Source organism: Sphaerisporangium sp. TRM90804 (genome assembly GCF_029846175.1).
In the GTDB taxonomy this organism is placed as follows: Bacteria; Actinomycetota; Actinomycetes; order Streptosporangiales; family Streptosporangiaceae; genus Sphaerisporangium.
Map to the genome: position 1 here is coordinate 1 of NZ_JARWAC010000030.1, position 26113 is coordinate 26113.

At 71.3% G+C, this 26113-nt stretch carries 26 protein-coding genes and 1 pseudogene; 17 read left to right on the forward strand and 10 right to left on the reverse strand.

What is annotated here, in order from left to right; genetic code table 11:
- The 16 genes and pseudogenes from PYR91_RS31450 to PYR91_RS31525 form a co-directional block, all read left to right on the forward strand.
- Positions 1-1625 (forward strand): annotated as a pseudogene (locus PYR91_RS31450) (hypothetical protein); the annotation flags it as partial.
- A 17-nt stretch (positions 1626-1642) separates the two neighbouring features.
- Complete coding sequence (locus PYR91_RS31455; RefSeq protein ID WP_279785768.1) at positions 1643-2026, forward strand: hypothetical protein; 384 nt, start codon at positions 1643-1645, stop codon at positions 2024-2026.
- A gap of 142 nt (positions 2027-2168) precedes the next feature.
- Positions 2169-3272: a hypothetical protein gene (locus PYR91_RS31460; protein ID WP_279785770.1), complete on the forward strand. Its 1104-nt coding sequence runs from the start codon at positions 2169-2171 to the stop codon at positions 3270-3272.
- 226 nt (positions 3273-3498) lie between these two features.
- On the forward strand, positions 3499-4782 hold the full coding sequence (gene glyA, locus PYR91_RS31465; protein ID WP_279785772.1) for a serine hydroxymethyltransferase: 1284 nt from the start codon (positions 3499-3501) through the stop codon (positions 4780-4782).
- 60 nt (positions 4783-4842) lie between these two features.
- Entirely contained in the window at positions 4843-6108 is a 1266-nt protein-coding gene (locus PYR91_RS31470) for an MraY family glycosyltransferase (RefSeq protein ID WP_279785774.1), read from the forward strand.
- A gap of 139 nt (positions 6109-6247) precedes the next feature.
- Complete coding sequence (locus tag PYR91_RS31475) at positions 6248-6670, forward strand: hypothetical protein (protein WP_279785777.1); 423 nt, start codon at positions 6248-6250, stop codon at positions 6668-6670.
- 80 nt (positions 6671-6750) lie between these two features.
- Complete coding sequence (locus PYR91_RS31480; RefSeq protein WP_279785779.1) at positions 6751-6963, forward strand: hypothetical protein; 213 nt, start codon at positions 6751-6753, stop codon at positions 6961-6963.
- Positions 6964-7027: 64 nt separating this feature from the next.
- On the forward strand, positions 7028-7816 hold the full coding sequence (gene atpB, locus PYR91_RS31485; protein ID WP_279785780.1) for a F0F1 ATP synthase subunit A: 789 nt from the start codon (positions 7028-7030) through the stop codon (positions 7814-7816).
- Between the two features lie 63 nt (positions 7817-7879).
- Entirely contained in the window at positions 7880-8110 is a 231-nt protein-coding gene (gene atpE / locus PYR91_RS31490; RefSeq protein WP_113701053.1) for an ATP synthase F0 subunit C, read from the forward strand.
- Positions 8111-8140: 30 nt separating this feature from the next.
- Complete coding sequence (locus tag PYR91_RS31495; protein WP_279785783.1) at positions 8141-8689, forward strand: F0F1 ATP synthase subunit B; 549 nt, start codon at positions 8141-8143, stop codon at positions 8687-8689.
- Positions 8689-9498 (forward strand): F0F1 ATP synthase subunit delta, encoded by an 810-nt coding sequence (locus tag PYR91_RS31500; RefSeq protein WP_279785784.1) that lies wholly within the window; start codon positions 8689-8691, stop codon positions 9496-9498. The genes PYR91_RS31495 and PYR91_RS31500 overlap by 1 nt, the downstream gene beginning before the upstream one ends.
- Before the next feature lie 38 nt (positions 9499-9536).
- Positions 9537-11186 (forward strand): F0F1 ATP synthase subunit alpha, encoded by a 1650-nt coding sequence (gene atpA, locus PYR91_RS31505; protein ID WP_279785785.1) that lies wholly within the window; start codon positions 9537-9539, stop codon positions 11184-11186.
- Positions 11187-11189: 3 nt separating this feature from the next.
- Positions 11190-12092 (forward strand): F0F1 ATP synthase subunit gamma, encoded by a 903-nt coding sequence (locus PYR91_RS31510; RefSeq protein ID WP_279785787.1) that lies wholly within the window; start codon positions 11190-11192, stop codon positions 12090-12092.
- Positions 12093-12101: 9 nt separating this feature from the next.
- Positions 12102-13529, forward strand: coding sequence for a F0F1 ATP synthase subunit beta (atpD, locus tag PYR91_RS31515; protein ID WP_279785788.1), 1428 nt, complete (start codon positions 12102-12104; stop codon positions 13527-13529).
- A gap of 52 nt (positions 13530-13581) precedes the next feature.
- Positions 13582-13983, forward strand: coding sequence for a F0F1 ATP synthase subunit epsilon (locus tag PYR91_RS31520; protein WP_279785790.1), 402 nt, complete (start codon positions 13582-13584; stop codon positions 13981-13983).
- A gap of 33 nt (positions 13984-14016) precedes the next feature.
- Positions 14017-14403, forward strand: a complete 387-nt coding sequence (locus PYR91_RS31525; RefSeq protein WP_279785791.1) for a DUF2550 domain-containing protein — start codon at positions 14017-14019, stop codon at positions 14401-14403.
- A gap of 10 nt (positions 14404-14413) precedes the next feature.
- Here PYR91_RS31525 and PYR91_RS31530 read toward each other — a convergent pair whose 3' ends face one another.
- Positions 14414-15004, reverse strand: a complete 591-nt coding sequence (locus PYR91_RS31530; protein WP_279785793.1) for a cob(I)yrinic acid a,c-diamide adenosyltransferase — start codon at positions 15002-15004, stop codon at positions 14414-14416.
- Between the two features lie 165 nt (positions 15005-15169).
- On the opposite strand from PYR91_RS31530, the gene PYR91_RS31535 reads away from it, so the two are divergent.
- On the forward strand, positions 15170-15487 hold the full coding sequence (locus PYR91_RS31535; protein WP_279785794.1) for an STAS domain-containing protein: 318 nt from the start codon (positions 15170-15172) through the stop codon (positions 15485-15487).
- Between the two features lie 204 nt (positions 15488-15691).
- Here PYR91_RS31535 and PYR91_RS31540 read toward each other — a convergent pair whose 3' ends face one another.
- The 9 genes from PYR91_RS31540 to nucS all read right to left on the reverse strand — a co-directional run bounded on the left by PYR91_RS31540 (position 15692) and on the right by nucS (position 25994).
- A complete protein-coding gene (locus tag PYR91_RS31540) occupies positions 15692-16339 on the reverse strand; it encodes a TetR/AcrR family transcriptional regulator (protein WP_279785796.1) in 648 nt (215 codons plus the stop codon).
- 83 nt (positions 16340-16422) lie between these two features.
- The gene (locus tag PYR91_RS31545) at positions 16423-17910 is read right to left on the reverse strand and encodes an aldehyde dehydrogenase family protein (protein ID WP_279785798.1); all 1488 of its coding nucleotides are present in this window, start codon (positions 17908-17910) and stop codon (positions 16423-16425) included.
- A 107-nt stretch (positions 17911-18017) separates the two neighbouring features.
- Positions 18018-18635, reverse strand: a complete 618-nt coding sequence (locus PYR91_RS31550; RefSeq protein WP_279785799.1) for a response regulator transcription factor — start codon at positions 18633-18635, stop codon at positions 18018-18020.
- On the reverse strand, positions 18632-19987 hold the full coding sequence (locus PYR91_RS31555; RefSeq protein ID WP_279785801.1) for a sensor histidine kinase: 1356 nt from the start codon (positions 19985-19987) through the stop codon (positions 18632-18634). The genes PYR91_RS31550 and PYR91_RS31555 overlap by 4 nt, the downstream gene beginning before the upstream one ends.
- Complete coding sequence (locus tag PYR91_RS31560) at positions 19945-20787, reverse strand: ABC transporter permease (RefSeq protein WP_279785803.1); 843 nt, start codon at positions 20785-20787, stop codon at positions 19945-19947. Before PYR91_RS31560 ends, PYR91_RS31555 begins: the two co-directional genes overlap by 43 nt.
- Positions 20784-21656 carry an ABC transporter ATP-binding protein gene (locus PYR91_RS31565; RefSeq protein WP_279785805.1) on the reverse strand — a complete coding sequence of 291 codons (873 nt, stop codon included), beginning with the start codon at positions 21654-21656 and terminating at the stop codon, positions 20784-20786. The genes PYR91_RS31560 and PYR91_RS31565 overlap by 4 nt, the downstream gene beginning before the upstream one ends.
- A 113-nt stretch (positions 21657-21769) precedes the next feature.
- Entirely contained in the window at positions 21770-23050 is a 1281-nt protein-coding gene (locus PYR91_RS31570) for a glycosyltransferase family 4 protein (protein ID WP_279785806.1), read from the reverse strand.
- 231 nt (positions 23051-23281) lie between these two features.
- Complete coding sequence (locus PYR91_RS31575; RefSeq protein ID WP_279785808.1) at positions 23282-25165, reverse strand: LamG-like jellyroll fold domain-containing protein; 1884 nt, start codon at positions 25163-25165, stop codon at positions 23282-23284.
- Between the two features lie 169 nt (positions 25166-25334).
- Entirely contained in the window at positions 25335-25994 is a 660-nt protein-coding gene (nucS, locus tag PYR91_RS31580; protein ID WP_279785809.1) for an endonuclease NucS, read from the reverse strand.
- Positions 25995-26113 lie beyond the last annotated feature (119 nt).

Sequence of the window (26113 nt, forward strand, 5' to 3'; positions counted from 1 at the left end):
AGGGCGACAAGCAGGACAAGGACGACGCCCCCAAGGGCGACAAGCAGGACAAGGACGACGCCCCCAAGGGCGACAAGCAGGACAAGGACGACGCCCCCAAGGGCGACAAGTCGGCTCCGCCTGAGAAGGATCACAACTACGAGGCGCCTCAGGATTCCGAGGACAGGCCGCACAAGGTTGAGCCGCCTCGGGGTGGCGAACCTGACGGCGACGCTCCCTGGGCGGAGCGGCCCGACCATCCGAAGGCCGAGCCTGATCGGAACGATGCTCCAAGGGTCGAGCCAGACCGGGGCGACCCGCCGAGGGTCGAGTACTCCGAGCCGGCTCCCCGGGGCGATGGTTCCGGGCCCGATCCCTGGGCCGACACGTCGGAGCCCGCGCCGCGAGCCGACACCGCCGAGCCCGCTCCCCGTGGGGAGATTCCCGAGCCCACGCCTCCCGGGGACACCGCCGATCCGCTCCCGGAAGCCGATGACGCACCCCTGGTAGTCCCGCCGATCGACCCCGCGCCCACAGGGGAGGCCGTCCCCGCCCAGCCCGTGCCCGACGGCGGCGCCGGCGACCTCGACGGGCAGAGCGTGCCCGAGGCCACCGCCCCGCCCGAGGCGAATGCTCCTCCGGAGGCCAACGCTCCGCCGGAGGGGAATGCCCCTCCGGAGGCTGACGCCCAGCCCGTGCCCGACGGCGGCGCCGGCGACCTCGACGGGCAGAGCGTGCCCGAGGCCACCGCCCCGCCGGAGTCCACCGCGCCGCCCGAGGCGAATGCCCCGCCGGAGTCCAGCGCGCCACCCGAGGCGAACGAACCGCCGGAGGCCGGCGCCCCGCCCGAGGCGAATGCTCCTCCGGAGGCCAACGCTCCGCCGGAGGGGAATGCTCCGCCTGCGGAGGGGGATCCTGAAGGGGACTCGTCGCGGGAGACGGCGCCTCCGAGCGGTGGGGCCCCGGAGGCGGCGCCTCCGGGGGGTGAGACGTCGCAGGATGTGCCTGATGATCAGCTCGACACTCCCAGGGCCGACAATCCCCATGACATCGACACCACGCAGGAGCGCATGCGGGTGATCGAGGTGGACGGCGTCCGGGTGGTCGAGGTGACCATGAAGCCGCCCAGCGAGGAGCATCTGCGCTGGCTCATGCAGAACATGGACAAGATCCCCCCGATGGAGCAGCCGGTCGTCGTGCCGCCGGAAGGCGCCGAGCCGGGGAACCCGAAGCCCGACGGCCCGGTGGGCCGGATCGAGCCGGGTGAGCCGTCCGGATCGGCGCGCCCATCGGCTCCGCTGGCTCCCGACGGGGGCGGGCAAGCCTCTGAACAGGCGCTGGCGACCCCTCAGGGCGTCGTACAGCCCGGTGTCGACACGCAGGTAGGCCTGCACATGGTCTCGGACGACCGCGCCGGATACGGCCCGCACAGCGCCGGTGAGCCCGGTGTGCGCAACGGCGAGACTCCGGCGCCGGCCGGCGCGGGTGTGCAGGCCGGCGGGGCCGGCATGCAGGGCAGCGCACCCGGCGTGTACGCCCCGGAGGGCCGAGCCCTGTACACCGACGACGATCCAGAGGGCAGAGCCCTCTTCGCGCAGGATGATGACGACGCGACGCCGGGGCGCACGCCGCCGGCCGGTTCGTAGAGGAGGGGCGCTTCAGCATGTACGCCGACCCGCCGGCACCGCAGCCGCTCCAACCGGGGGAGACGCCGCCCGCGTCGTCGCCCGCCGACCCGTTCAGCCCCGACGGCCAGTCGACGACCTGGCGGTTCAACCCCGAGTACCAGAAGCTCGTCGACCTGTGGCAGCAGGCCCAGCCCTTGCTGGAAGGCCTCACCGGCTCGCTGGACAAGGCGTACCAGATGGCCCGCAGCCGCGACGTGTGGGACGCCCCGGTCGCCGAACGCTACGTCCAGGACATGACCGAGTGGCGCACCCGCCTGGGCATGTACCGCCAGGCCGTCCTCACCGCGATCAGCGACGAGGCCGCCGACACGCCCCGGTGGATTCCCGCCGCCGCCACCGCCCCGCACGCCTACAGCTGAGCGCTCACCAACGGCCGCGACCCGGATGGCTCGCGTTCCGAGGCGAGATCGCGATGGGGCGAGGGCCTGGGGGGCCGGGGTGAGGTCACCGGGAGCGGACGCTCGTCACGTGGGGAGGCCGGGGAGAGCACGGCTGCCTGTCGTGCTGGCCTGTCTGGTCACGCTGGGCTGTTCCGCGCGGGCCGCGCCGGATACCGCGCCGGGCGGGACGGCTGGGCCTGCGCCGGTCTCCTCGGCCGTCGGGCCCGAGGCCGTCCCCGAGTCGGCGGGGCCGGCGTGGGAGACGGCGCCGTCAAATCGGTGGGAGATCGTTCCCGGGCTCCCCGGCGACGACCAGTGGGAGCGAGGGCTGTCGGACGTGACCGCCGCGGCTCCGGACGCGGCCTGGGCGGTGGGTTACACCGGCTGGGAGGACGGCCGGAAGGCGACGCTGCGAGGCTGGGACGGATCTCGCTGGCGCGCACTGCCCGCCGGACAGTTCGGAAGCCTGGAAGGGGTGGACTCCGACGGGCCCCGCGACGTCTGGGCGGTGGGGGGCGGATTCGACGGAAAGGTCATCGCCCTTCACTGGGACGGGCGCGCCTGGCGACGTCACACACCGCCCTCCGGCGGGAGGGACGTCGCCGTGGACGGCGGCCGGGCGGTCCTCGTCTCCGCGTCTGAAGCGTCGCGGTGGGACGGCGCCCGCTTCACCAAGGTGCTCGACCTGCGGGAGGACAAGGCCGACCTGACCGCCGTGGACGCGGGCGCGGGCCACACCTGGATCGCCGGGACGTGGGACGAGCGGCCGGCGATCTGGCATGGGTGGAACGGCGAGTTCACGCGGGCGACCGTGCCCGGCGTGCCAGACGTGCCCGGCGTGCCAGACGGCAGGCTCAACGCCATCTGGCAGAACAACCCGTCCGACGTGTGGGCGGTGGGTGAGGCCGGTCCACAGGCTCTCGTCCTGCGGTGGAACGGCGTCTCCTGGCGGCGCGTGGCACTCCCGGGCGGGGCGGGGGAACTGCGGAGCGTGACCGCGTTCGCCCCCGACGACGTGTGGGTCGCGGGCTGGGACGCGGTGTCCCCGGAGCGGGTCGTGATCCATCACTGGGACGGCCGGACCTGGACGCGCGAGGTGCCGACCTCCCTTGGTGAGGTGACCCGTGCCGCGATCGCGCGCATCCCGGGCACGTCGCGGCTCTGGCTGCTGATCGCGGTCAGAAACGGCGACTCCGAGTCCATCGTCACCCTCCGCCGCCGCTGACCGCCGATCCCGCCGCCCGCCACGACCGTCCCCCGGCGGCGATCCGGGGCGGTCGCGAAGCGGGATGACCAAAGCCGTGACCCGGGACGGCCCGGGCGCACGGCGGGCGGGCATCGTGCGGTCGTCGGTCAAGGAGTGCCGCGCGAGCCCCTGACCGGGGCATACAGTGGGACCATCGGTTTCCTTGCCGTGCGGGTCTCGTGCGTGGGAGGAGTGGTGGGCGACCATGGACGCTGAAGGGCGCGACCACGGAGACGCTGGCTTCTATGGGCCCGACTTCTCCCAGCTTCAGCGGGAAGATCCGGAGATCGCCCAGGTGTTGGTCGACGAGTTGGAGCGGCTGCGCGGCGGTCTGCAGCTCATCGCCAGCGAGAACCTCGCCTCACCGGCGGTCATCGCGGCCCTGGGGTCGACGCTGACCAACAAGTACGCCGAGGGCTACCCGGGCAGGCGCTACTACGGCGGGTGCGAGGTCGTCGACCGCGCCGAGCGGCTCGCCGTCGACCGGGCTAAGGAGCTGTTCGGGGCCGACCACGCCAACGTCCAGCCGCACTCGGGCGCCTCGGCCAACCTCGCCGCGTACGCCGCCCTGCTCAAGCCCGGCGACACCGTGCTGGCGATGGCGCTGCCGCACGGCGGCCACCTGACCCACGGCTCCCGGGTGAACTTCTCCGGGCGGTGGTTCGACGTCGTCGCGTACGGCGTGCGGCGCGACACCGAGCTGATCGACTACGACGAGGTGCGCGAGCTGGCGATCCGCCACCGGCCCAAGATGATCATCTGCGGCGCGACCGCCTACCCCAGGTCCATCGACTTCGCGGTGTTCCGCGGCATCGCCGACGAGGTGGGGGCGTGGCTGCTCGCCGACGTCGCGCACACGATCGGCCTGGTGGCCGGGGGAGCGGCGCCATCGCCGGTGCCGTACGCCGACGTGGTGACCTTCACGACGCACAAGGCCCTGCGCGGGCCGAGGGGCGGCGGCATCCTGTGCACGGCCGAGCTGGCGAGCAAGGTCGACCGCGCGGTGTTCCCGTTCGTCCAGGGCGGTCCGCTGATGCACGCGATCGCGGCCAAGGCGGTCGCGTTCGGCGAGGCGCTGCGCCCCGCCTTCCGCGCCTACGCCGAGCGGGTCGTCGCCAACGCGCGGGCCCTCGCCGACGGGCTGGCCGCCGAGGACATGCGCCCGGTGTCCGGCGGCACCGAGACGCACCTGGCGCTGATCGACCTCCGCGACGTCGGGGTCACCGGCGCGGTGGCCGAGCAGCGCTGCGCCGCCGCCGGCATCACCCTGAACCGCAACACCATCCCCTACGACCCCGAGCCGCCGACGGTGACCTCCGGCATCAGGGTCGGCACCCCGTGCGTCACCACGCAGGGCATGGGCGTCACCGAGATGAAGGAGATCGCCGGCATGCTGGCCCAGGCCGTCCGCGACCCCGGTGCTGTACGGTCGGTGGCCGAGCGGGTCGCCCAGCTCACGAGCGGTCATCCGGCGTATCCGCGTGGTTAATGTGTCGTTCTGTGGACTTTTCCGGTCACATCAGACCGGGCAATACGGGAAACTGGATTCGTGCGCGAATACGTCCTCATAGCGCTGGTGGCAGCGGCGATCACCTACCTGCTGGTGCCGCTGGTCAGGGTGTTCGCGATCCGCATCGGCGCGGCGCCGGAGATCCGCGACAGGGATGTGCACACCGTCCGCACCCCCCGCCTCGGCGGCCTGGCCATGTACGCCGGCCTGCTCGCGGGGCTGTTCGTCGCCAGCAGGCTGCCGCACATCGGCGAGACGCTCGCCGCCCCCGAGATCGGCGACGGCCGCACCGCCGTGGCCCTGGCCCTGGCCGGCGGGGTCGTCGTGGTGACCGGCTTCCTCGACGACTGGCTGGGCATGGACGCCTTCGTCAAGCTCGGCGGGCAGATCGCCGCGGCGGGCATCCTGGTGGCCTTCAAGCTGACCATCCTGTGGATCCCGCAGCCCAACGGGCAGACCGTCAGCCTGGACGACACCCTCAGCACGGTCATCACCATCCTGGTCGTGGTGGTGGTCATCAACGCGGTGAACTTCGTCGACGGCCTGGACGGCCTGGCCGCGGGGATCGTGGCCATCGCGGCGATGGCCACGTTCGCGTACTCGCTGGCGCTGTCGCAGAACTCCTTCGTCACCACCGACCACGAGCCCACCCGCCTCACGGTGCCCGCGATCATCGCGGCGATCCTGATCGGCATGTGCCTGGGCTTCCTGCCGCACAACTTCAACCCCGCCAAGATCTTCATGGGCGACACCGGCGCGATGCTGATCGGGCTGGTGCTGGCCTCGTCGGTGATCACCGTCACCGGCCGGGTCGACTACTCCGGCATCACCGAGATCAACCGCTTCCCGGTCGTGCTCCCGGTGCTGCTGCCGGTGGCCGTGATGGTGCTGCCGCTGATGGACCTCATCCTCGCCGTCGTGCGGCGCACCTCCCACGGCATGTCGCCGTTCGCGCCCGACCGCGGGCACCTGCACCACCGCCTGCTGCAGATCGGCCACTCCTCCCGGCGCACCGTCCTGTTCATGTACGCGTGGACGTTCCTGTTCGCCTCGACCGTCGTGGTGATGTCGGTCGGCGGTGTGCCGCTGGTGTTCTTCCCGCTCACGGTGCTGCTCGCGCTGGTCGTGCTGGTGATGATGGCGCTGCCGCTGTGGCGCTCCGGCCGCGGCGGGGGCGCGCACGCGGCCCGGCGCGGCCCGGCGCCCGAACCTGAACCCGGCCTCGAACCCGAACCCGCCGACCAGGCCCCCACCGTCCAGGAGGCGGCGGCCGCCGCGGCCCGCGCACGCGCGACAACGCCCTGACCTCGGCGTTCACCCGCACGAAAGCCCAGGTAAAGGCACCTTCCCCATAGCTTGTGATACCTTTCACTAGCGGTGGCCAGGTAACACTGGCCTCGTAAGGTAGCAATCGCTCGCTTGACAACTGTTCCTTGGAGCGCCGATGCAGGGCAACGACGTTCGCGCACTGAAAGGTGCCGCCATACCCACCCTCGTGGTCGGGCTGGTCGCCGTCATCGTGGCCGCGATCCTGGGCGGCGGCACGGGCGCGCTCGGTGCCGCGATCGGCGTCGCGGTGGTCGCGGGGTTCTTCACGGCCGGCCTGGTGGCCGTCACCTGGGCGGGCCGCGTCTCGCCGCAGATGATGATGCTCGCCGCCGTGCTCGGTTACCTCGTCAAGGTGATCCTGCTGATGGTGCTGCTGAGCGTCTTCAGGGACGCCACCGCCTTCTCCCCCCGCGCGTTCGGCTGGAGCGTCGTGGTGTGCACCATCGCCTGGACGATCGGCGAGGTGCGCGCCTTCCTCAAGCTCAAGATGCTGTACGTCGACCCCGGCGCCAAGGTCCCCGGTCAGGGTGGCGGCTGATGCGCGTAGGATTTCTCCGGCTGCACGGGCGGGGCCCGATATGACTAGTCCCATGCCCGCCTGCTATCGTCGTGCCCGCGATGAGCGAGCAGCGCAAGCCCGAGGAAGACGGCCGCGACTTCGCCAATGCCGCCTGGTCCATTCCGAGCTATCTGGTCGCCGGGATGCTCGCCTACGGTGGCATCGGCTGGTTGCTGGGCCGTTGGCTCGGCGTGGAGGCGTTCTTCCCCATAGGCATCGTCTTCGGGGCCGTGCTCGCCGTCTACGTGGTCTATGTGAAGTACGGCCGCTGAGCGCGACGCCGACCACTTCCCGCAGTCGTCTTCTGTTGATCCACCATCTTGGAGGGAACGCCGCGTGAGCGCGCTGACGGTCCTCGCCGACGGAGATTTCGTGGCCCCAGGGCCATCGATCTTCAACTTCCCCCCGCTGTGGCCGGGTGCGCCCGAGTGGGCGACCAAGCCCGTGCTGTTCGCCATGGTCGGCGCGCTCCTCGTGGTCGCGCTCGGGTGGAGCGCGTTCGCCAAGCCGAAGCTCGTGCCCCGCGGCATGCAGAACATCGGCGAGCTCGGCTACCTGTTCGTCCGCGACCAGGTGGCCCGCCCGTTCCTGGGCAAGGACGCCGAGCGCTGGATGCCGCTGCTCGTGCCGATCTTCTTCCTGGTGTTCGCCTGGAACCTCATGGGCGTGATCCCGGGGATCCAGTTCCCGATCGCGTCGCACATCGCTTTCCCCGTCGTGCTGGCACTGGCCATCTACGTCATCAAGCTCTACCTCGGCATCAAGCACCAGGGCTTCGGCGGCTACATCAAGAACCTGTTCCCCTCGGGGCTGCCCAAGCCGGTCTACATCATCCTGGTCCCGCTGGAGCTGCTGCAGAACTTCGTCACGGCGCCGTTCACCCACGCCGTCCGACTCTTCGCGAACATGTTCGCGGGCCACATGATCCTCGCCTTCTTCAGCGCCGTGGGCTTCTGGTTCCTGTTCGAGAACCTGACCCCGCTCGGCGCGCCCATCGGCGTGCTCGGTGTGGTCATGGCGATCCTGATGACCGGCTTCGAGATCTTCATCCAGTACCTTCAGGCGTTCCTGTTCACGCTGCTGGCCGCGATGTACATCGGCGCGTCGCTGCACCCCGATCACTGATTCCCACCCCTTGTGTAATGACCGGTGGACCTGCCACCGGCCGACCAGTAAAGGATCACCGCAATGAGCGTTCTCGCTGAGGTCTCCGGCAACGTCACCGCCATCGGTTACGGCCTTGCCGCCATCGGCCCCGGCATCGGCGTCGGCATCATCTTCGGCCAGGGTGTGCAGGCCATCGCCCGCCAGCCCGAGGCGTACGGCCTGATCCGCCAGAACATGCTGCTCGGCTTCGTCCTCACCGAGGCCCTGGCCCTGCTGGGTCTCGTCGCGCCGTTCATCTTCCAGGCGATCTAGTCGACCGCCCCTGACGGAAGGGCTGCACCAATGACACTGACAACCACGTTGCTCGCGGCGGAGGGGGAGAACCCCCTCATTCCGCACACCTACGAACTGGTCGTCGGCAGCTTCGCCTTCCTGGTCGTCGTGGTGTTCGTGGGCAGGATCCTCGTCCCGCGCATCCAGAAGACTCTGGAGGAGCGGACCGAGGCGATCGAGGGCGGCATCAAGAAGGCCGAGGACGCCCAGGTCCAGGCCCAGAAGACCCTTGAGGAGTACAAGGCGAAGCTGGCCGAGGCCCGGCACGAGGCCGCCCGCATGCGCGAAGAGGCGCGCGAGCAGGCCGCGCAGATCAAGGCCGAGCTTCGCGAGGAGGCCCAGGCCGAGGCCCGGCGCCTCGTCCAGGCCGCCCACGCGCAGATCGAGGCCGACCGCCAGCAGGCGTTCAGCCAGCTTCGCGGGGAGCTCGGCCGCCTGGCGACCGAGCTGGCCGGCCGCATCGTCGGCGAGTCGCTCGACGACGAGACCCGCCAGAGCCGCGTCGTCGACCGCTTCCTCGACGAGCTGGAGTCGGCGGACGGGGCGGCGGTGCGCTGATGAGGGGCCTGAGCCGCACCTCGTTCGCCGCCGTCACCGAGCGCTTCAACGCCGTGGCGGCCTCGGCCGACCTCGGTCGTCTGGCAGCGGACCTGCACGCGGTCGCCGTCCTGCTCGACGGCGAGCCCGGGCTTCGGCGCAACTTCGCCGACCCCGCGCGTCCCGCGGAGCAGAAGGAGGCCGTCGTCCGGTCCCTGCTGGGCGGCAAGATCGCCGACGCGGCGCTGGAGACGGTCGTCGCGGCCGTGTCCGCCAAGTGGTCGCGGCCCGGCGACCTCGCCGACGCGCTGGAGCGACTCAGCGTCGTCGCCGCGGCGGCCGACGCCGAATCCCACGGCTGGCTCGACGACGTCGAGGACGAGCTGTTCCGGTTCGGCCGCATCGTCGAGGCCAACCCCGGCCTGCGCCTGGCGCTGGTCGACCAGGCCGCGCCCCCGGAGGCCAAGGCGGCGCTGCTGGCCGACCTGCTGGGCGAGCGGGTGAAGCCCGTGACGCTCGCGTTGGTCACGAGGCTCGTGCAGAACCCGCGAGGACGTAACTTGGAGACGGGGCTGGACGAGTACATCCACCTCGTCGCGGAGCAGCGGCAGCAGCTTGTCGCCGTGGTTCGCAGCGCCGTCCCTCTGAGCGACGCGCAGAAGCGGCGTCTCGCCGCCTGGCTGCGCACCACGTATGGACGCGACGTTCACCTGAACACCGAGGTGGACCCGCGGGTGGTCGGTGGATTCTCGATCCGTCTGGGAGACGAGATGATCGACACCACGATCGCAGGACGTATCGAAGAAGTCCGCCGCCGGTTGGCCGGCTAGAAGTCAGGGCGGCCGATGATTAGGGAGACTGAAGAGAGATGGCGGAGCTGACGATCCGGCCGGACGAGATCCGGGACGCTCTTGAGCGCTTCGTCCAGGCGTACGAGCCAGAAGGCGCGGCGCGCGAGGAGATCGGGACGGTCGTCGACGCCGGCGACGGCATCGCCCACATCTCCGGCCTTCCCTCGGCGATGGCGAACGAGCTGCTTGAGTTCGAGGACGGCACGCGGGGCCTGGCGCTGAACCTGGACACCAGGGAGATCGGCGCCGTGGTCCTGGGCGACTTCAGCGGAGTCGAGGAGGGCCAGTCGGTCCGCCGCACGGGCGAGGTCCTGTCGGCGCCGGTCGGCGACGCCTTCCTCGGCCGCGTGGTCGACCCCCTGGGCAACCCGCTCGACGGCAAGGGCGCGATCGAGGCCGAGGGGCGCCGTCCCCTCGAAGTGCAGGCGCCCTCGGTCGTCCAGCGGCAGCCGGTGAAGGAGCCGCTGCAGACCGGCCTCAAGGCGATCGACGCCATGACGCCGATCGGCCGCGGCCAGCGCCAGCTGATCATCGGCGACCGCGGCACCGGCAAGACCGCGATCGCCGTGGACACGATCCTCAACCAGCGCGAGAACTGGGCCAGCGGCGACCCCGCCAAGCAGGTCCGCTGCGTCTACGTGGCGATCGGCCAGAAGGGCTCGACCATCGCCCAGGTGCGGGCCCGCCTGGAGGAGGCCGGCGCGATGGAGTACACCACCATCGTCGCGGCCCCGGCGTCCGACCCCGCCGGCTACAAGTACATCGCGCCCTACACCGGTTCGGCCATCGGCCAGCACTGGATGTACCAGGGCAAGCACGTCCTCATCGTCTTCGACGACCTGACCAAGCAGGCCGACGCCTACCGCGCCGTGTCCCTGCTGCTGCGCCGCCCGCCGGGCCGTGAGGCCTTCCCGGGCGACGTCTTCTACTTGCACTCCCGCCTGCTGGAGCGCTGCGCCAAGCTCTCGGACGAGATGGGCGCCGGCTCGATGACGGGTCTTCCCATCATCGAGACCAAGGGCAACGACGTCTCGGCGTTCATCCCGACCAACGTCATCTCCATCACCGACGGCCAGTGCTTCCTGGAGACCGACCTGTTCAACGCCGGCGTCCGCCCGGCGATCAACGTCGGTGTCTCGGTCTCCCGAGTCGGCGGCTCCGCGCAGGTCAAGGCGATGCGCAAGGTCGCCGGCACGCTGCGCCTGTCGCTGTCGCAGTACCGCGACCTGGAGGCCTTCGCGGCCTTCGCCTCCGACCTGGACGCGGCCTCCCGCGCCCAGCTCGAGCGCGGCGCCCGGCTGGTCGAACTGCTCAAGCAGCCGCAGTACACGCCGTTCCCGGTGGAGAAGGAAGTCGTGTCGGTGTGGGCCGGCACCAGCGGCGAGCTGGACGAGGTGCCCCTGGAGGACATCTCGCGCTTCGAGACCGAGTTCCTCGACCACCTGTCCAGCCAGTACAAGGGTGTGCTCGACGCGATCCGCGAGACCAGGGAACTGTCCGACGACACCGTCACGGCGCTCAAGGAGGCGATCTCGGAGTTCAAGAAGGGCTTCCAGACGTCCTCCGGCGAGCTGCTCGTGAACGACGAGCCGGTCGAGCCCCTGGAGGCCGCCGAGGTCGGCCAGGAGAAGGTCGTCAGGCACGTCCGCAAGACCGAGAAGAAGTAGCCGATGGGTGCCCAGCTCCGGCTGCTGCGCAGGCGCATCAGGTCGGTCAAGTCCACGGCGAAGATCACTCGCGCCCAGGAACTGATCGCCTCCTCGCGCATCATCAAGGCGCAGCAGCGCATGGAGGCCGCCGTGCCGTACGAGCGCGAGATCACTCGCGCGGTGTCGGCCGTCCTCAGCAACTCCTCCGACGTCGACCACCTGCTCACGGTCGCCAAGGAGCGGCCCGCCAGCGCCGGCGTGCTGATCGTCACCAGCGACCGCGGCTTCGCCGGCGGCTTCAACGCGAACGTGCTGCGCGAGGCCGAGGCGCTGGGCGGTCACCTGCGCGGTCGCGGCCTGGAGGTCAGGCCGTTCGTCGTGGGCCGCAAGGGCATCGGCTGGCACCGGTTCCGCGGCAGGGAGATGAGCGGCGAGTGGTCGGGCTTCTCCGACAACCCGCTCTACGCCCACGCCAAGGAGATCGGCGACGCGCTGGTCGGGTCGTTCTCCGACGACAACGGCATCGACGAGATCCACGTCGTGTACACCGAGTTCGTCTCGATGCTGACCCAGCAGGTGCAGGTCAAGCGGGTTCTGCCGCTCGAGGTCGAGGAGACCACCGAGCAGCCGCCCGGTGGCCCGCTGCCGTACTACGAGTTCGAGCCGACCGCCGGTGAGGTGCTGAACCAGCTCCTGCCGCGCTACATCGAGTCCCGGATCTACAACGCGCTGCTGCAGTCGGCCGCCTCGGAGCACGCCTCGCGACGCCGGGCGATGAAGTCGGCGACCGACAACGCCAACGAGCTCATCCGCACGTTCACCCAGCAGATGAACCAGGCTCGCCAGGCCGAGATCACCCAGGAAATCAGCGAGATCGTCGGTGGCGCGAACGCGCTGGCCGACGCCTCAGCGGGGAAAGAGTGATTGACCACAATGACTGTTGAGACCGTCGCGACCGCCGTTGGTCGCGTGGCCCGTGTCACGGGGCCCGTCGTCGACGTGGAGTTCCCCGTCGAGGCCATGCCCGAGATCTACAACGCCCTCACCGTCGAGGTCACCCTCGGCGAGGAGACCAAGCTGCTCACCATGGAGGTCGCCCAGCACCTGGGGGACAACCTGGTGCGCGCCATCTCCATGCAGCCCACCGACGGCCTCGTCCGCGGGGCCGTCGTCACCGACACCGGCAACCCCATCCAGGTTCCGGTCGGCGACGTCGTCAAGGGCCACGTGTGGAACACCCTCGGCGAGGCGCTGGACACCACCACGGCCTCGCTGAACATCTCCGAGCGCTGGGGCATCCACCGTCCCTCGCCGCCGTTCGACCAGCTTGAGTCGCGCACCGAGATGCTGCCCACCGGCATCAAGGTCATCGACCTGCTCACCCCGTACGTCAAGGGCGGCAAGATCGGCCTGTTCGGCGGCGCGGGCGTGGGCAAGACCGTCCTCATCCAGGAGATGATCCGCCGGGTCGCGCTGAAGTTCTCCGGTACGTCGGTGTTCGCCGGCGTCGGGGAGCGTACCCGTGAGGGCAACGACCTGTGGCTGGAGATGGCGGAGGCGGACGTCCTCAAGGACACCGCCCTGGTGTTCGGCCAGATGGACGAGCCGCCGGGCACCCGCCTGCGCGTGGCGCTGTCGGCGCTGACGATGGCGGAGTACTTCCGCGACGTCGAGAAGCAGGACGTGCTGCTGTTCATCGACAACATCTTCCGCTTCACCCAGGCCGGTTCCGAGGTCTCCACCCTGCTCGGCCGCATGCCGTCCGCGGTGGGTTACCAGCCGACCCTGGCCGACGAGATGGGTGTGCTCCAGGAGCGCATCACCTCGACCCGCGGCCACTCGATCACCTCCATGCAGGCGATCTACGTGCCCGCGGACGACATCACCGACCCGGCCCCGCACAACGCGTTCGCGCACCTCGACGCGCAGACCGTTCTGTCGCGGCCGATCTCGGAGAAGGGCATCTACCCGGCGGTCGACCCGCTGGACTCCACCTCCCGCATCCTCGACCCCACCATCGTGGGCGAGGAGCACTACCGGGTGGCCCAGGAGACCAAGCGGATCCTGCAGAAGTACCGCGAGCTGCAGGACATCATCGCCATCCTCGGCATCGACGAGCTCTCGGAGGAGGACAAGGTCGTCGTTCAGCGGGCCCGCCGCATCGAGCGCTTCCTGTCCCACCCGATGTACGCCGCCGAGGCGTTCACCGGCCAGCCGGGTGAGTTCGTGGACGTCGAGGAGACCATCCACTCCTTCAAGGGGCTGTGCGAGGGCGAGTACGACCACCTGCCCGAGCAGGCGTTCTTCATGGTCGGCGGCATCGACCAGGCCATCGCCAAGGCCAAGGATCTGGCGCGCTGACGACGGGACGCCGGTACGGCCCCGCCGTACCGGCGTCCGAGGAAGGTGTGTGATGGCAAAGCTCCGCATCGGCGTTGTCTCGCCGGAACGTGAGATCTGGTCCGGCGAGGCCGACATGGTGATTGCCAAGACCGTGGACGGCGAGATCGGTATTATGCCGAACCACGCCCCCGTGCTCGGTGTGCTCGTGGAGGGCGGTGTCCTCCGCGTCAAGCGTGGCGATGGAGACGACATCGTCGCCGCCGTACACGGCGGGTTCATCTCGGTCGCCGACAACGACGTGTCCGTGCTCGCCGAATCCGCCGAGCTCGGCTCGGAGGTCGACGTCGCCGCGGCGCGCGACGCGCTGCAGCGGGCGCTCTCCTCGGTCGAGGCCGACGGCGACGACTCCGAGGCCCAGGCCGAGGCCAAGCGCGCGAGGGCCCGGCTGCGTGCGGCCGGCCAAGAGGTCTGACAGCAGGCACACGAATGTGAGGGTGGGGCGACGATGGCGGCGCTGGACTTGCTTTTGGGCGTTGCGGCGATCGTCGTCCTGCTGGCACTCCGCGGGCTCATGCTGGCCCGGGCCCGCGGCAACGTCATATGCAGCATCCGCACCGAGAGCCGGGGCTGGCGGAGCGGAGTAGCCCGGTACGCCGGGGGAGAGCTCCACTGGATCCCCTTTCTCGGACTGCGGTTGAGGCCGCGCCACGCGATCGCGAGGCGCGGCCTCATCGTTTCCATGCGCCGCCCCCTGAAGGGCGAGGAAGGCCCGAAGGGCTACTGGACGGTCGACTGCGCCGGCGTCTCCCTCGCCATGAGCGAGGACGCCCTCACCGGCTTCCTGGCCTGGGTCGAGTCGGCCCCGCCGAGCGCCCACCTGGACGCCGCATAGCCCGGCCGCGTCAGCGGGTGCCTCCGGGCTTCCAGAGGATCTCCCGGCCGCCGGCGGCCGTCCGGCAGAGGATGAACAGCAGGTCGCTCAGGCGGTTGAGGTAGGTCGCGGTGAGCGGGTTGACGTCGTCGTGGGCCTCCAGCGCCGACCACGTGGTGCGCTCGGCGCGCCGGACGACGGTGCGGGCGACGTGCAGCAGGGCCGTGCCGGGGTCTCCGCCCGGCAGGATGAAGCTTCGAAGGGGACGCAGCTCGGCGTTGAAGCGGTCGCACTGCTCCTCCAGCCACCGCACGTAGCTCTCCAGCACCCGCAGCGGCGGGAACTCGGGGTTCTCGGTCACCGGGGAGCACAGGTCGGCCCCGACGTCGAACAGCTCGTTCTGCACCCTGCCGAGCACCTCCACCAGCTCGGGCGCGAGCCCTCCCATCGACAGGGCGACCCCGATGGCGGCGTTGGCCTCCTCCACGTCGGCGTAGGCGGCGAGCCGCGGGTCGGTCTTGCGCGTGCGGCTCATGTCGCCGAGCGCCGTGGTGCCGTCGTCTCCGGTGCGGGTGTAGATGGTGGACAACACCACCGGTTTGTCGTCGTCAGCGCGGGTCATGCGGCCAGCGTAACCGCCGGGTGATCGAGGGCGGGCGCCCCCGGTCGCCCACCGCCGCGACCGGTCGGTCCGGTGGCGGCTTTGTGCCATGGCCGTTACGACCGGGGGGTCACCGGGCAGGGAGACCCTTGCGGCCCATCCGGCCGCCGGACAGGAGGAGGCGGCATGCGAGGCCGGACGATTCCCGGAAGCCAGGTGGTCGACGTCGGAGCCCGTCTGGACGGGGGGACGGTCGCGCAGCTGCGGCCGCTCCTGCACGAAGCGGTCGACGCCGGCGACGGTGACCTCGTCGTCGACCTCTCGGAGCTGGAGCTGATCGACGCCGCCGGGCTCGGGGTGCTGGTCGGCACGCATCGCCGCGCGCTACGCGCGGAACGCCGCCTCGTGCTCAGGGGGGTGCCGCCGAGGGTCATGCGGCTGCTCGCGGTGACCCGGCTGCACCGGGTGATCCGGGTCGAGCCGCACGCGGCCGCGGCGGCCTGATCGCGGCATCCGGCACGCGACGGGGGTCGCCGGACGTCGTCCATATCGGGGCGGGCCGTCGGGAGGGCGGCTCGCTCCGTCCCGCCGGGCCGGCCTCGCTGCACGGGTGCGGCGTGTCCGCCCACGGCGAAGGTGCGCGGGTGTCGCCGCGATGGCCCTTCACCCTCGGCCGCGGATCCCGTCACGGGCCCGGCCAGAGGGCTTTCAGAGGCTCGTGGAGCCCTTCGAGCCGGGATAGGCCGGCTCGGAGCCGAAAGACCGCCGGAAGATGTGCACGGCGGTCTCGGTGAGGTGTTCCAGGGGCGGGGGGTTCTCCGCCAGCACCCATTCGATCAGCAGTTCCTGGATGGCGCCGACCATGCCGAGAGCCATCAGGTGGGTCCTGCCGGGCAGGGCGCCCTCCAGCTCGCCGAGGGTGTCCTCGATGATGTCGGTGAAGCCGGACACGGCGCGCTGCCGGTGGGCGGTGAGGATGTCGCCGGACCTGCGCACCTCCAGGTGCATGATGCGCGCCCGCCGGGTGTCGCGGGTGACGAACGCGATGTACTCGCTGATGCCCGCCTTGATGCGGCTGTCGGCATCGGGCGGCGCCTGGCCGATCGCCTTGGAGACCGCGAGCATCGTCTCCTCGACGCACCGGTCGTACACCGCCCGCATCAGGTCCTCGCGGCCGGAGAAACATTCATAGAACGCCCGGTTGGAGATGCGCGCCGCCGCGCACAGCCGTTCGATCGTCGTGGAGGTGAACCCCGCGACGGCGAACAGCGTGTACGCCGCGGTCAGCAGCCGCTGCCTTCGGTCGGCTAATCGCTGCTCCGCGGTCATTCCCCGGTAGTCGCGTCCCGTCGCCAATGCCACACACCTCGCGTCCTGCAGGCTTTTCAGGAACCCATCATTATGGACGCAAGATCGTTTTTCGGAAAGTGTCAGGACAACTATCCTTTTCGGCGGCCGTGCAGGAAGGTGATCAACTTCACGAGCCTGTCCAGGTCGGCGGGGGTGCGCTCGAACGAGCTGAGGGTCATGCCCGGCAGGGGGAACCGCTGCCGCGCGATCGCCTTGGGGCGGGCGAACTCGCGCAGGCCGTCCGCGCCGTGCACGCGCCCGAAGCCCGAGCCGCCGACGCCCCCGAAGGGCAGGGCGGGCACCGCGACGAACGACAGGATGCCGTTGACGGCGGTCATGCCGCTGAGCATGCGGCGCGCGATCTCCATGGCGCGCCGGGTGTTCCCGGAGAACACGGTGCCGCCCAGGCCGTAGGCGACGGCGTTGGCCCTCTCCAGCGCCTCCTCCAGGCTCGCCACCTTGTTGACCGTGACGGTCGGCCCGAACGTCTCCTCCTGGACGGCGCTCGACTCCTCGGGGACGCCGGTGAGGACCACCGGGTCCACGAACGGCGGCCGGACCGACGCGGCGCCGCCGACCGCGGCCTCCCCGCCCCTGGCCAGGGCGTCCTCCACGTGCCCGCGGACCACCTCGGTCTGCGCGGGCAGGGTCATCGGGCCGTAGTGCTCGCCGCCGCGCACGGCCTTCGCGCGCCGGGTCAGCTCGTCGAGGAAGGCGTCGTGCACCGTCTCGACGACGTAGACCCGCTCGACGCCCACGCAGGTCTGGCCCGCGTTCGACATCGCGCCCCACAGCGCCGCGTCGGCCGCGGCGGGCAGGTCGGCGTCCGCGTCGACGATGAGGGCGTCCTTGCCGCCGCACTCGGCGACCATGGGCGTGAGGTTGGCCGCGCAGGCCGCCATGACCCGCTTGGCGGTGGCGGTCGAGCCGGTGAAGGAGATCTTGCCGACGCCGGGGTGGGCGGCCAGCGCCGCGCCCGTCTCGCCGAGCCCGGTGACCACCTGCAGCACCGGATGCTCCGGAACGCTGCGCGCGAACAGCTCGGCCAGCAGCACCCCCGTGCCGGGCGTCAGCTCGCTCGGCTTGAACACCACCGCGTTCCCGGCGGCCAGCGCGTAGGCGATCGAGCCCATGGGGGTGAACACCGGGTAGTTCCAGGGCCCGATCACCCCGACCACGCCCAGGGGCAGGTACTCCAGCGTCGCCGCGAGGTTCATGCCCACGAGGCCCGTGCCGACCCGCCGCGGGCCGAGGACCTTGCGGGCGTTGCGCGCCGCCCAGTCGAGCTGCACGACGGCGAGCGCGGTCTCCAGGACGGCGTCGCCCTCGGGCTTGCCCGTCTCCTCGTGGATCTTCCGCGCCACGCGGCGCAGGTCGCGGGTGAGCACGGCCTTGAAGTCGAACAGCCGCCGCCTGCGTCCCTCGAAGCCGAGACCGGCCCACCAGCGCGCGGCCTCGCCCGCGCCGCGCACCGCGGCGTCGACCGCCGCCGCGTCGTGCAGCGGGTGGGTGCCGACGAGCGCCCCGGTGGCCGGGTTCACGGAGTCGAACGTGCGCTGGTCGGTGGCCGTTGACATCGTGGCTCCTCCGGAGAGCGTCGAACATGTGACGCCCACCTTATGACGATCGCCGCGAACGCGACCACGCTCGTCCGGCCGATGCGCGTCCGTTACGCGGCGCCCGATCAGAGCAGGCCGCGGCGCAGCGCCGTGGTCACCGCGGCCGTGCGGTCGGAGACGCCGAGCTTGCCGAAGACCCGCAGCAGATGGGTCTTCACCGTCGTCTCGCTGATGAACAGCTCCCGGCCCACCTCGGCGTTGGTCAGGCCCCGCGCGACCAGCGCGAGCACCTCGGTCTCCCGCCTGGACAGCGACTCGGCCGCCGGCGCGCGCATGCGGCTGACGAGCTTGGTGGCCACCGAGGGCGACAGCACGGTCTCCCCGCGCACCGCCGCGAAGACGGCCGCCACCAGGTCGGCCCGCGAGGTGTCCTTCAGCAGGTATCCGGCGGCCCCCGCCTCGACCGCGCGCACGATGTCCTGGTCGGTCTCGTAGGTGGTCAGCACCACGACCCGGCTCTCGGGGCGGTCTGCCAGGATGCGCGTGATCGCGCCGACCCCGTCGCCGCCGGGCATGCGCAGGTCCATGAGGATAACGTCCGGTGCCAGCTCCCGCGCCCGGGCGACGGCCTCGTCGCCCGAACCGGCCTCCCCGGCGACGGCCAGCCCCGGATCGGCCTCCAGCATGCCGCGAAGACCCTCGCGGACCACGGGGTGGTCATCGACGATCAGCACGCGTATCACGACAGGTGACGCTCCTCGTGGGGAAGGCGGACGGTGAGCCGCGTGCCGCGCCCGGGCGCCGAGTCCACCTCGACGGTGCCGCCGGCCATCTCCACCCGGTTGCGCATGGCGCGCAGACCGTACCCCGCCGGGCCCGGGCCGCCGCCACCGGGGCCCGCGGCGAGGCCGTCGCCGCGGCCGGCGAGGTGGTCGAAGCCGGCCCCGTCGTCATGCACGCGCAGCACGACCTCCCGTTCGCCGTACTCCAGCGACACCCCCGCCGCCGACGCCGCGGCGTGCTTGCGCACGTTGGCCAGCCCCTCCTGCGCGGCACGGATCAGCACGACCTCGGTGGCCGGGGGGAGCGGGCGCGAGGCGCCGTCCACCCCGAACGGCACCGGCACGCCGAGCTCCTCCTCCAGCCGGGCGGCGATCCTGCCGAGCGCCTCTTCCAGCGTGGAGCCGTCGAGAGACGCGGGGCTCAGCGCGGCGATCAGGCCGCGGGTCTCGGCGAGGTTCTCCCTGGCCGTCCGCACGGCGAGCCCGAGGTGGCGCGCGGGGTCGGCCTGCGCCTCGGCGGCCTGGATGAGCATGATGATGCTGGTGAACCCCTGGGCGAGCGTGTCGTGGATCTCTCCCGCCAGCCGCTCGCGCTCGGCCATCGCGCCCCGCTCGCGCGAGAGCCGCTCGATCTTCTCCCTGCTGGCCTCCAGCTCGCCGATGAGCGCGGCACGCTCCGCGCTCTGGTCGATGATCCGCGAGGTCCACAGCCCGAAGACGATCGAGAAGGTGAGGCCCGCCGAGCTGGTCACCAGGAAGCCCACCACGGCGTCGGCGCCGAGGCCCGGCACGGCCAGGAACCGGACCCCCGGCGCCAGGTGCAGCGCCAGCACGGCGACCACCGCCCGGCGGGCGCGCAGCATCATGAAGACCTGCGGGCACAGCGCGAACAGGGCGAAGGCGGCCTCGGGGACGACGGCCGTCACCTGGGTGAAGGTGACCATCACCACCGCCACGTACGCGGTCGCCGACCCGGTGCGCTCGCGGGGCGAGGTGATCGCCCGCCGCCCGAGCAGCAGGTAGGCGCCCGCGCAGACGCTCAGCAGCGAGATCGCGATGGCCTTCATCCCCGAGGTGACGTCCGAGGCGGAGGCCACGAGCATGACGGCGACGGCGAAGGCGAGCAGGAACAGGATCCGCCATCCCCAGACGAACTCCCAGGCGTTGCGCGCCGTCGTCTCCGCGGCGCCCGCCGCGTCGTGACGGGCGGCCAGGGAGCCGGCCGCGGCCCCGGCCGTCTCGGGCGGGGGCCGCAGGACCGACCACGACGTCATCCGTCGCGGCGGCCCTTCCAGCGAAACGTCGTCAGGCACAGGATCAGACCTCCGGCGACCCACGCTCCCAGCACCAGGGCCGCGCGGTCCAGTTCGTAGGACCCGGTCAGCTCCAGGGCGGCCCCCGCGTCGCCCAGGAAGACCGACCTGAATCCCTGGCACATCCACTTCAGCGGGAAGACCGACGCGATCGTGATCAGCCACTCAGGAAGCTGGGTGAACGGGACGAACACCCCCGAGATGAACTGCAGGACGACGAATGGCAGGCTGATCACCGCGGACGCGCTCTTGGCCGACCGCGGCAGGCCGCTCGCCGCGATGCCGAGCAGGGCCGATCCGGTGATCCCCAGCACGAAGACCCACGCGAACGTGGCCCAGCGGAACAGCTCGTCCGGCAGCTTCAGGTCATACATGAGGACGCCGAGCGCCAGCAGGATCACCACGTCGAGCAGTGCCACCAGCAGGACGTTGAGCACCTTGCCCGTGAAGTACGCCCCGTGCGGCAGCGGCGTGCCGGCCAGGCGCCGCAGCGTGCCGTCGTCCCGGTCGACCGCGATGCCGATTCCGAGGTTCTGGAAGCTCGCGCCCATGACGGCCGCGCCGATCAGCCCGGCGGTGTAGAGCTGGGCGAAGCTGATCTCGGTGCCCGGCACGGCGCCCCGGAAGATCGAGCCGAAGACCACCTGCAGCACGATCGGGAAGGCGAACGTGAAGACCACCGCGTCCCTCTCGCGGAAGAACGTCTTGGTCTCGAGCAGCCCTCTCGACCAGCCGGTGGCCGCGATCGAGGGCAACGGCGCCGCGGCGCGTGCCGGGGGCGCGGCGGGGGCGCCGCTCACCGGACGCTCCCGGCCGTCGTCGGTTCCGCCCCGGAGCCGATGAGGCGCAGGTAGACGTCCTCCAGAGACGGGCGGGTCACCGACAGCTCGGGCACCTCGCCGCCGAACCGGCGGGCGAGCCGCTGGACCGTCGTGGTAGGCGTGCCGGTGTCCACGTGCTCGCGCCGGCCGTCCTCCAGCCAGGTCACCCGCGCCTGGGCGGTGGCGCGCCCGCCGAGCGTCGCCGGGGCGCCCTCGGCGACGATCCGGCCCCCGGCCAGCACCGCCACCCGTCCGGCGAGCGCCTCCGCCTCGTCCAGGTAGTGCGTCGTCAGCACGATGGTCGTGCCGTCGCGCGCCAGGTCCTCGATCAGGCGCCACAGTCGCCGGCGCGCCTCGGGGTCCAGGCCCGTCGTCGGCTCGTCGAGGAAGAGCAGCTCGGGGTTGCCGATCACGCCGAGGGCCACGTCGACCCGCCGCCGCTGGCCGCCGGAGAGCCGCCGGATGCGCGTGTCGGCCCTGTCGGCGAGCTGAACCCGGTCGAGCACCTCCTCGGGGTCGGCCGGGTTCGGGTAGTAGCCCGCGAAGTGCCGCAGGGTCTCGCGGACCGTCAGCTCGGCCGCGTCGCCCGCCGTCTGCGGGACGACGCCCACCCGGGCGCGCCACCGGCGGGTGGCGTGCCGCGGGTCGACGCCGAGCACGCTCACCTCGCCCGCGTCCCGGTCGCGGTACCCCTCCAGGATCTCGACGGCGGTCGACTTCCCCGCGCCGTTGGGGCCCAGGATGGCGAAGATCTCACCCGCCTGGATGTCCAGGTCCATGTCGTCCACCGCGCGCACCTCGCCGTACCGTTTGGCGAGCCCCCGCACCTTCACCGCAGTCCGCGTCATGGGTCAAGCATCGGGCGGGGGCGGCGGGCGGCGGCACCACCGATGGACCGACCCGGGAGTCCACCGTTCGAAGGACACCGCGGGCCGTCCAGGTGGACGGCCCGCCGCACGCGTCAGCCGGCGACGGCCGGCTCGGGCTCGGCGTCGCCGGGGGTCTCCAGGTCGGCCAGCAGCGCCTCCCAGCGGGGGCCGATGACGTCCATCCTGTAGGCGGACGCGGTGCGCAGGGCGTTGGCGCCCATCTCGCGGCGCAGGGCCTCGTCGTCGATGACCCGGGAGATTGCGGCGCCGAGCGCGGCGGCCTTCTCAGAGCGGACGAGCAGGCCGTCGTGCTCGTGGGAGATGATCTCCCGGGGGCCGTGCGGGCAGTCGAAGCTCACGACCGGCACGCCCTTGCTCATCGCCTCCAGGATGGTCATGCCGAAGCCCTCGTAGCGGGAGCTGACGGCGTAGATCGACGACTTGGAGAGCTCGACCCCGATCTCCGGAGAGCTGCCCATCAGCTGGACGCTGCCCGCGAGCCCGGCGTCGTCGATGCGGGTGCGCAGGCGCTCCTCACGCTCGGGCAGGCCCGCCCCGTAGATGCGCAGCACCCAGTCGGGATGGGCGGCCGCGACCGTCTTCCACGCGTTGACCAGGCGGTCGAAGCCCTTGGCCCGCGCGAACCTGCCGATGCCGATCACCACCTTCTCCTCCAGCGAGGAGACGTCCCCGGCCAGGTGGGGGACGGCGTTGGGGATGCGCACCAGGCGCTTGGGCGGCCGGGCCTTCAGCGCCTTGCGGTAGTGCTTCAGGTCGGCCTCGGTGAGCGTGGCGAACGCGTCGAACCTGCCGTAGCGCCGCTTGATGGCGGCCTGCAACTCGGGGGCGTGGGAGTCGTAGGTCACGTGCTCCTGGCCGACGGTGAGCACCCCGGGCGGCGCGAACAGGGTCAGGATGAGGTTGATGCCGGGCCGCGTGCCGATCACCACGCCGCTCCGCATCCTGCGTAACCGGAGCACCAGCCGCAGGTCGGTGAGCAGGTTCATGGTGCCGTACGCCTTCTCCTCCGGGGGCACCAGCCGGCTCGGCCGCCGCGCCAGGTACTGGGCGACCCGCCCCCGGGGAACGGTCCTGTCGTCCAGGAACGTCACGCGCACGCCCGGCGGGATCGTGAAGAAGGGCTCCTCGGCCGTGCGGACCAGGCTGATGATCTCCACGTCTCGCGTCCGCGCCAGGTGCCCGGCCAGGTTGATCGACGTCCGGATCGTTCCGCCCATCCCGTACGCGTGCAGCAGCAGGATGCGGACCGTCGAGGTGTCGGGCGCGGGCGCTCTGAGCGCCCTGATGCGGTTGATCAGCGCCAGGAACCCCAGCGCCCCCCGTATGACGATCCTGCGCCCTCTCGTCAGCACGACGAAGACCCCTCTGCCCGTGAAGCCACCGCCCGCCCTCTCGCAGTGTCCTCTGTCGTGTGGCGCCGAGATGCGTACGCGAGCGGACAGGAAGCAGTTACTGGCCTGTCCGCTCGCGCGTCGGTTGGAGCGCCCCGAGTGAATCCCCGTGTTCATGATCTAGACGCACGGCAGACACGGTTTGTTGCGCCTCATCCCGACATAATTCACTGCGTACTGACATGGTTACTTTCAGGCGTACGGCACCATGAACTCGCGAGGCCGCAGCGCGCGCGAGACGATGCGCACGTCCCCCACATGGCCGTAGAAGCCCTGGCCGTACCGCTCCGCGAACTGGGTTCCCCCGATCGCGAAGGGCTTGCCGAGCGTGGAGATGCCCTTCGACCGCTGGGCGGGGTTACGGGCGATCCGGGAGCCGTCGATGTAGATCACCGTCTGCCGTCCGTCGTTGACCACCGCGACGTGCATCCAGCGCCCGACGGGAAGGGCGTGGCTCCAGGAGGTCGGGTCGGCGTCCCGGTCGGTCGGGTAGACCACGTACTGCAGGAACCGCTCGGGCGACAGGTTCAGGCTGCAGGTGGGCTCGTCGGGCGACCATCCGCTCGACTTGCCGGCGTCGCCGCTGCGCCCCTCCCAGCTCAGGATGCCCATCCACGCGTGGTCGCCCTCGAAGGGCTCGGGGAACCTGACGAACGCCTCGATGGTGTAGCCGGACTCGAACTTCATGCCGTTCAACGGCGCGTTCGCCGATGTCCTGAGCACCGCGCCCCGGTCGGGGCTCTTGCCCCCGTCGAAGCGCAGGCTGGCGTGCGCCGGCTGCCCCGCGTGATGCTCGCTCGACCAGGTCAGCACTTCGGCGGAGCTGGAGTGCAGGCGCTGCACGGTCAGATCGTTGCCATGGCCGCTGAGGTCACGCGCGACGGCGCCCTCGGCGACCACGCCGCCGTCGCTCCCCGCGCCCTGGATGCCGGCCTCGTCGAAGCGCCAGTAAGCGACCGTCCCCTTCGGCATCACGGCCCCGGGCGGGCGGGGCGCCGGGGGGACGACCGGTGCGAAGCCGTGGAAGCGCCGGTCGAAGTCGATGTCGATGCTGAACCGGTCGGCGGGCCCGGTGAGCTCCAGCGTCTCGGCCTCCAGCGGGGAGCGCTTCGCGGGGTCGCGCGCGAGCAGCCAGGGCGAGAACGTCTCGACGTCGATCACCTTGCGGGCCAGATCGAACGTGTAGAGCCGGATCATCGCGGCCCCGCCGTAGTAACGGTCCTGGTAGTTCGTGATGTGGACGTGGACGTCGTTGCCGGCGTCGTTCCTCATCACCGCGCGGCCGGGCGGCCAGTAGTGCCCGTTGAGGGTGAGGAAGATCTGGTCGTTGCGGCGGATGAACCCGTCCCACAGGCTCTGGCCGTACGACGACAGGTACGCCTGGCCGGCGTCGTCGGCGTAGGCGAGCTCGTGCGTGGTCAGGATGACGGGGAGGGTGCGGTTGGCGTCGACCACGCCCTGCGCCCACCGGAGCCCCGCGGCCGAGAGCCTCCAGTCGAGCGCGAGGACTAGCCAGCGGCGGCCGGCGGCCTCGATGACGTGGTAGCTGTTGTACCCGTCGGGGGAGGCGCCGCCGAACGTGGGCGTCCCCGCGAAGCGGTGCGGGCCGAAGGCGCGCAGGTAGGCGGTGTCGCCGCGCTGGTCGGTGCCGGAGACGTCGTGGTTGCCCGCCAGGACGCTGTAGGGCACCTTTCCGTCGATGCCGCGGAACGCCTGCCCCGCGAGCTTGATCTCGTGCTCGCTGCCGTGCTCGGTGACGTCGCCGAGGTGGGTCATGAAGGCGACGTTGCCCGCTCCGCGTTCCCGGCCGAGGTAGCGGAACGTCTCGCGCAGCGGTTCGGGATCGGAGCTGTCCTCGTCGAACAGGTACTGCGTGTCCGGGAGCACGGCAATGGCGAAACGCGGGCTGGCGGGGTCGAAACGGCCCGGACCGTTTGACGTGCCGCTCGCCTGCTGGGCATGCGCGGGCGCGGCGACCAGCCCGGCGGTGGTCACGGCGGCCGCCGCGGGGGCCGCGATCGCCGCCTGCAACAGCCGCCGGCGGCCGAGCCAGGAAGAAGGGGGAAGGTTGTCCATGTGTGCTCCAAAGCTCGCGGTGACGGCCAGCACGTTGCTGGCCCCACATGGCACATGGATGGCGATCACGAGAACCGCGGACGCCGACCCGGCGAAATCCCCCATGATCCCGCTCAGGCGAACATGGATCCGGCGAAGCCGTGTCAGCAGGGCACCCCGCCGGGCCGCCTCAGAAGAGCGTGTCGGTGCGCTCGATGCCGCGCAGGGTGTCGTAGTCGAGCGTCACGCAGTGGATGCCGCGGTCGGCGGCGAGCACGCGAGCCTGCGGCCGGATCTCCTGCGCGGCGAAGATGCCCTTCACCGGCGCCAGCAGGGTGTCGCGGTTCAGCAGCTCCAGGTAGCGCGTGAGCTGTTCGACGCCGTCGATGTCACCGCGCCGCTTGATCTCCACGGCGACGGTGCCGCCCAGGTGGTCGCGGCACAGGATGTCCACCGGCCCGATGGCCGTGGGGAACTCCCTGCGGATCAGCGACCAGCCGTCCCCCAGCGTGCCGATGTGCTGGGCCAGCAACTCCTGCAGGTGCGCCTCGACGCCGTCCTTCTGCAGCCCGGGGTCGACGCCCAGCTCGTGCGAGGAGTCGTGCAGGATCTCCTCGATCGTGAGGATGAGCTTCTCGCCGGTCTTGCCGTGCGTCACCGTCCAGACGCCCTCCTCCTCACGCACCTTGCACGGAGGATTCATCCAGTTCAACGGCTTGAACGCCCGGTCGTCAGCGTGGATCGACACCGAACCGTCGGCCTTCATGAGGACCAGACGGGGTGCCATGGGAAGGTGTGCCGTCAGCCGGCCCACGTAATCGACGCTGCATCGCGCGATGACCAGTCGCATGACGGCCAACCCTACCGTCCGCGCCCTTCGCGTGGGCCGTCGTCGCGCGGGTGGGCCCGTCCTGGCGACCGCGAGGACTCTGGGAGACTGGGCCGGCACTTTTCAGCAGGGAGGTCGGT

Bases quoted from the DNA above. Each gene is read 5' to 3' on its own strand.
- PYR91_RS31495 (WP_279785783.1), top strand. From the start codon at position 8,141: ATGACACTGACAACCACGTTGCTCGCGGCGGAGGGGGAGAACCCCCTC.
- atpE (WP_113701053.1), top strand. From the start codon at position 7,880: ATGAGCGTTCTCGCTGAGGTCTCCGGCAACGTCACCGCCATCGGTTAC.
- atpA (WP_279785785.1), top strand. From the start codon at position 9,537: ATGGCGGAGCTGACGATCCGGCCGGACGAGATCCGGGACGCTCTTGAG.
- PYR91_RS31500 (WP_279785784.1), top strand. From the start codon at position 8,689: ATGAGGGGCCTGAGCCGCACCTCGTTCGCCGCCGTCACCGAGCGCTTC.
- PYR91_RS31480 (WP_279785779.1), top strand. From the start codon at position 6,751: ATGAGCGAGCAGCGCAAGCCCGAGGAAGACGGCCGCGACTTCGCCAAT.
- PYR91_RS31545 (WP_279785798.1), bottom strand. From the start codon at position 17,910: ATGTCAACGGCCACCGACCAGCGCACGTTCGACTCCGTGAACCCGGCC.
- PYR91_RS31535 (WP_279785794.1), top strand. From the start codon at position 15,170: ATGCGAGGCCGGACGATTCCCGGAAGCCAGGTGGTCGACGTCGGAGCC.
- PYR91_RS31575 (WP_279785808.1), bottom strand. From the start codon at position 25,165: ATGGACAACCTTCCCCCTTCTTCCTGGCTCGGCCGCCGGCGGCTGTTG.
- PYR91_RS31520 (WP_279785790.1), top strand. From the start codon at position 13,582: ATGGCAAAGCTCCGCATCGGCGTTGTCTCGCCGGAACGTGAGATCTGG.
- nucS (WP_279785809.1), bottom strand. From the start codon at position 25,994: ATGCGACTGGTCATCGCGCGATGCAGCGTCGATTACGTGGGCCGGCTG.
- PYR91_RS31475 (WP_279785777.1), top strand. From the start codon at position 6,248: ATGCAGGGCAACGACGTTCGCGCACTGAAAGGTGCCGCCATACCCACC.
- PYR91_RS31525 (WP_279785791.1), top strand. From the start codon at position 14,017: ATGGCGGCGCTGGACTTGCTTTTGGGCGTTGCGGCGATCGTCGTCCTG.
- PYR91_RS31565 (WP_279785805.1), bottom strand. From the start codon at position 21,656: ATGACGCGGACTGCGGTGAAGGTGCGGGGGCTCGCCAAACGGTACGGC.
- PYR91_RS31455 (WP_279785768.1), top strand. From the start codon at position 1,643: ATGTACGCCGACCCGCCGGCACCGCAGCCGCTCCAACCGGGGGAGACG.
- PYR91_RS31530 (WP_279785793.1), bottom strand. From the start codon at position 15,004: ATGACCCGCGCTGACGACGACAAACCGGTGGTGTTGTCCACCATCTAC.
- PYR91_RS31510 (WP_279785787.1), top strand. From the start codon at position 11,190: ATGGGTGCCCAGCTCCGGCTGCTGCGCAGGCGCATCAGGTCGGTCAAG.
- atpD (WP_279785788.1), top strand. From the start codon at position 12,102: ATGACTGTTGAGACCGTCGCGACCGCCGTTGGTCGCGTGGCCCGTGTC.
- glyA (WP_279785772.1), top strand. From the start codon at position 3,499: ATGGACGCTGAAGGGCGCGACCACGGAGACGCTGGCTTCTATGGGCCC.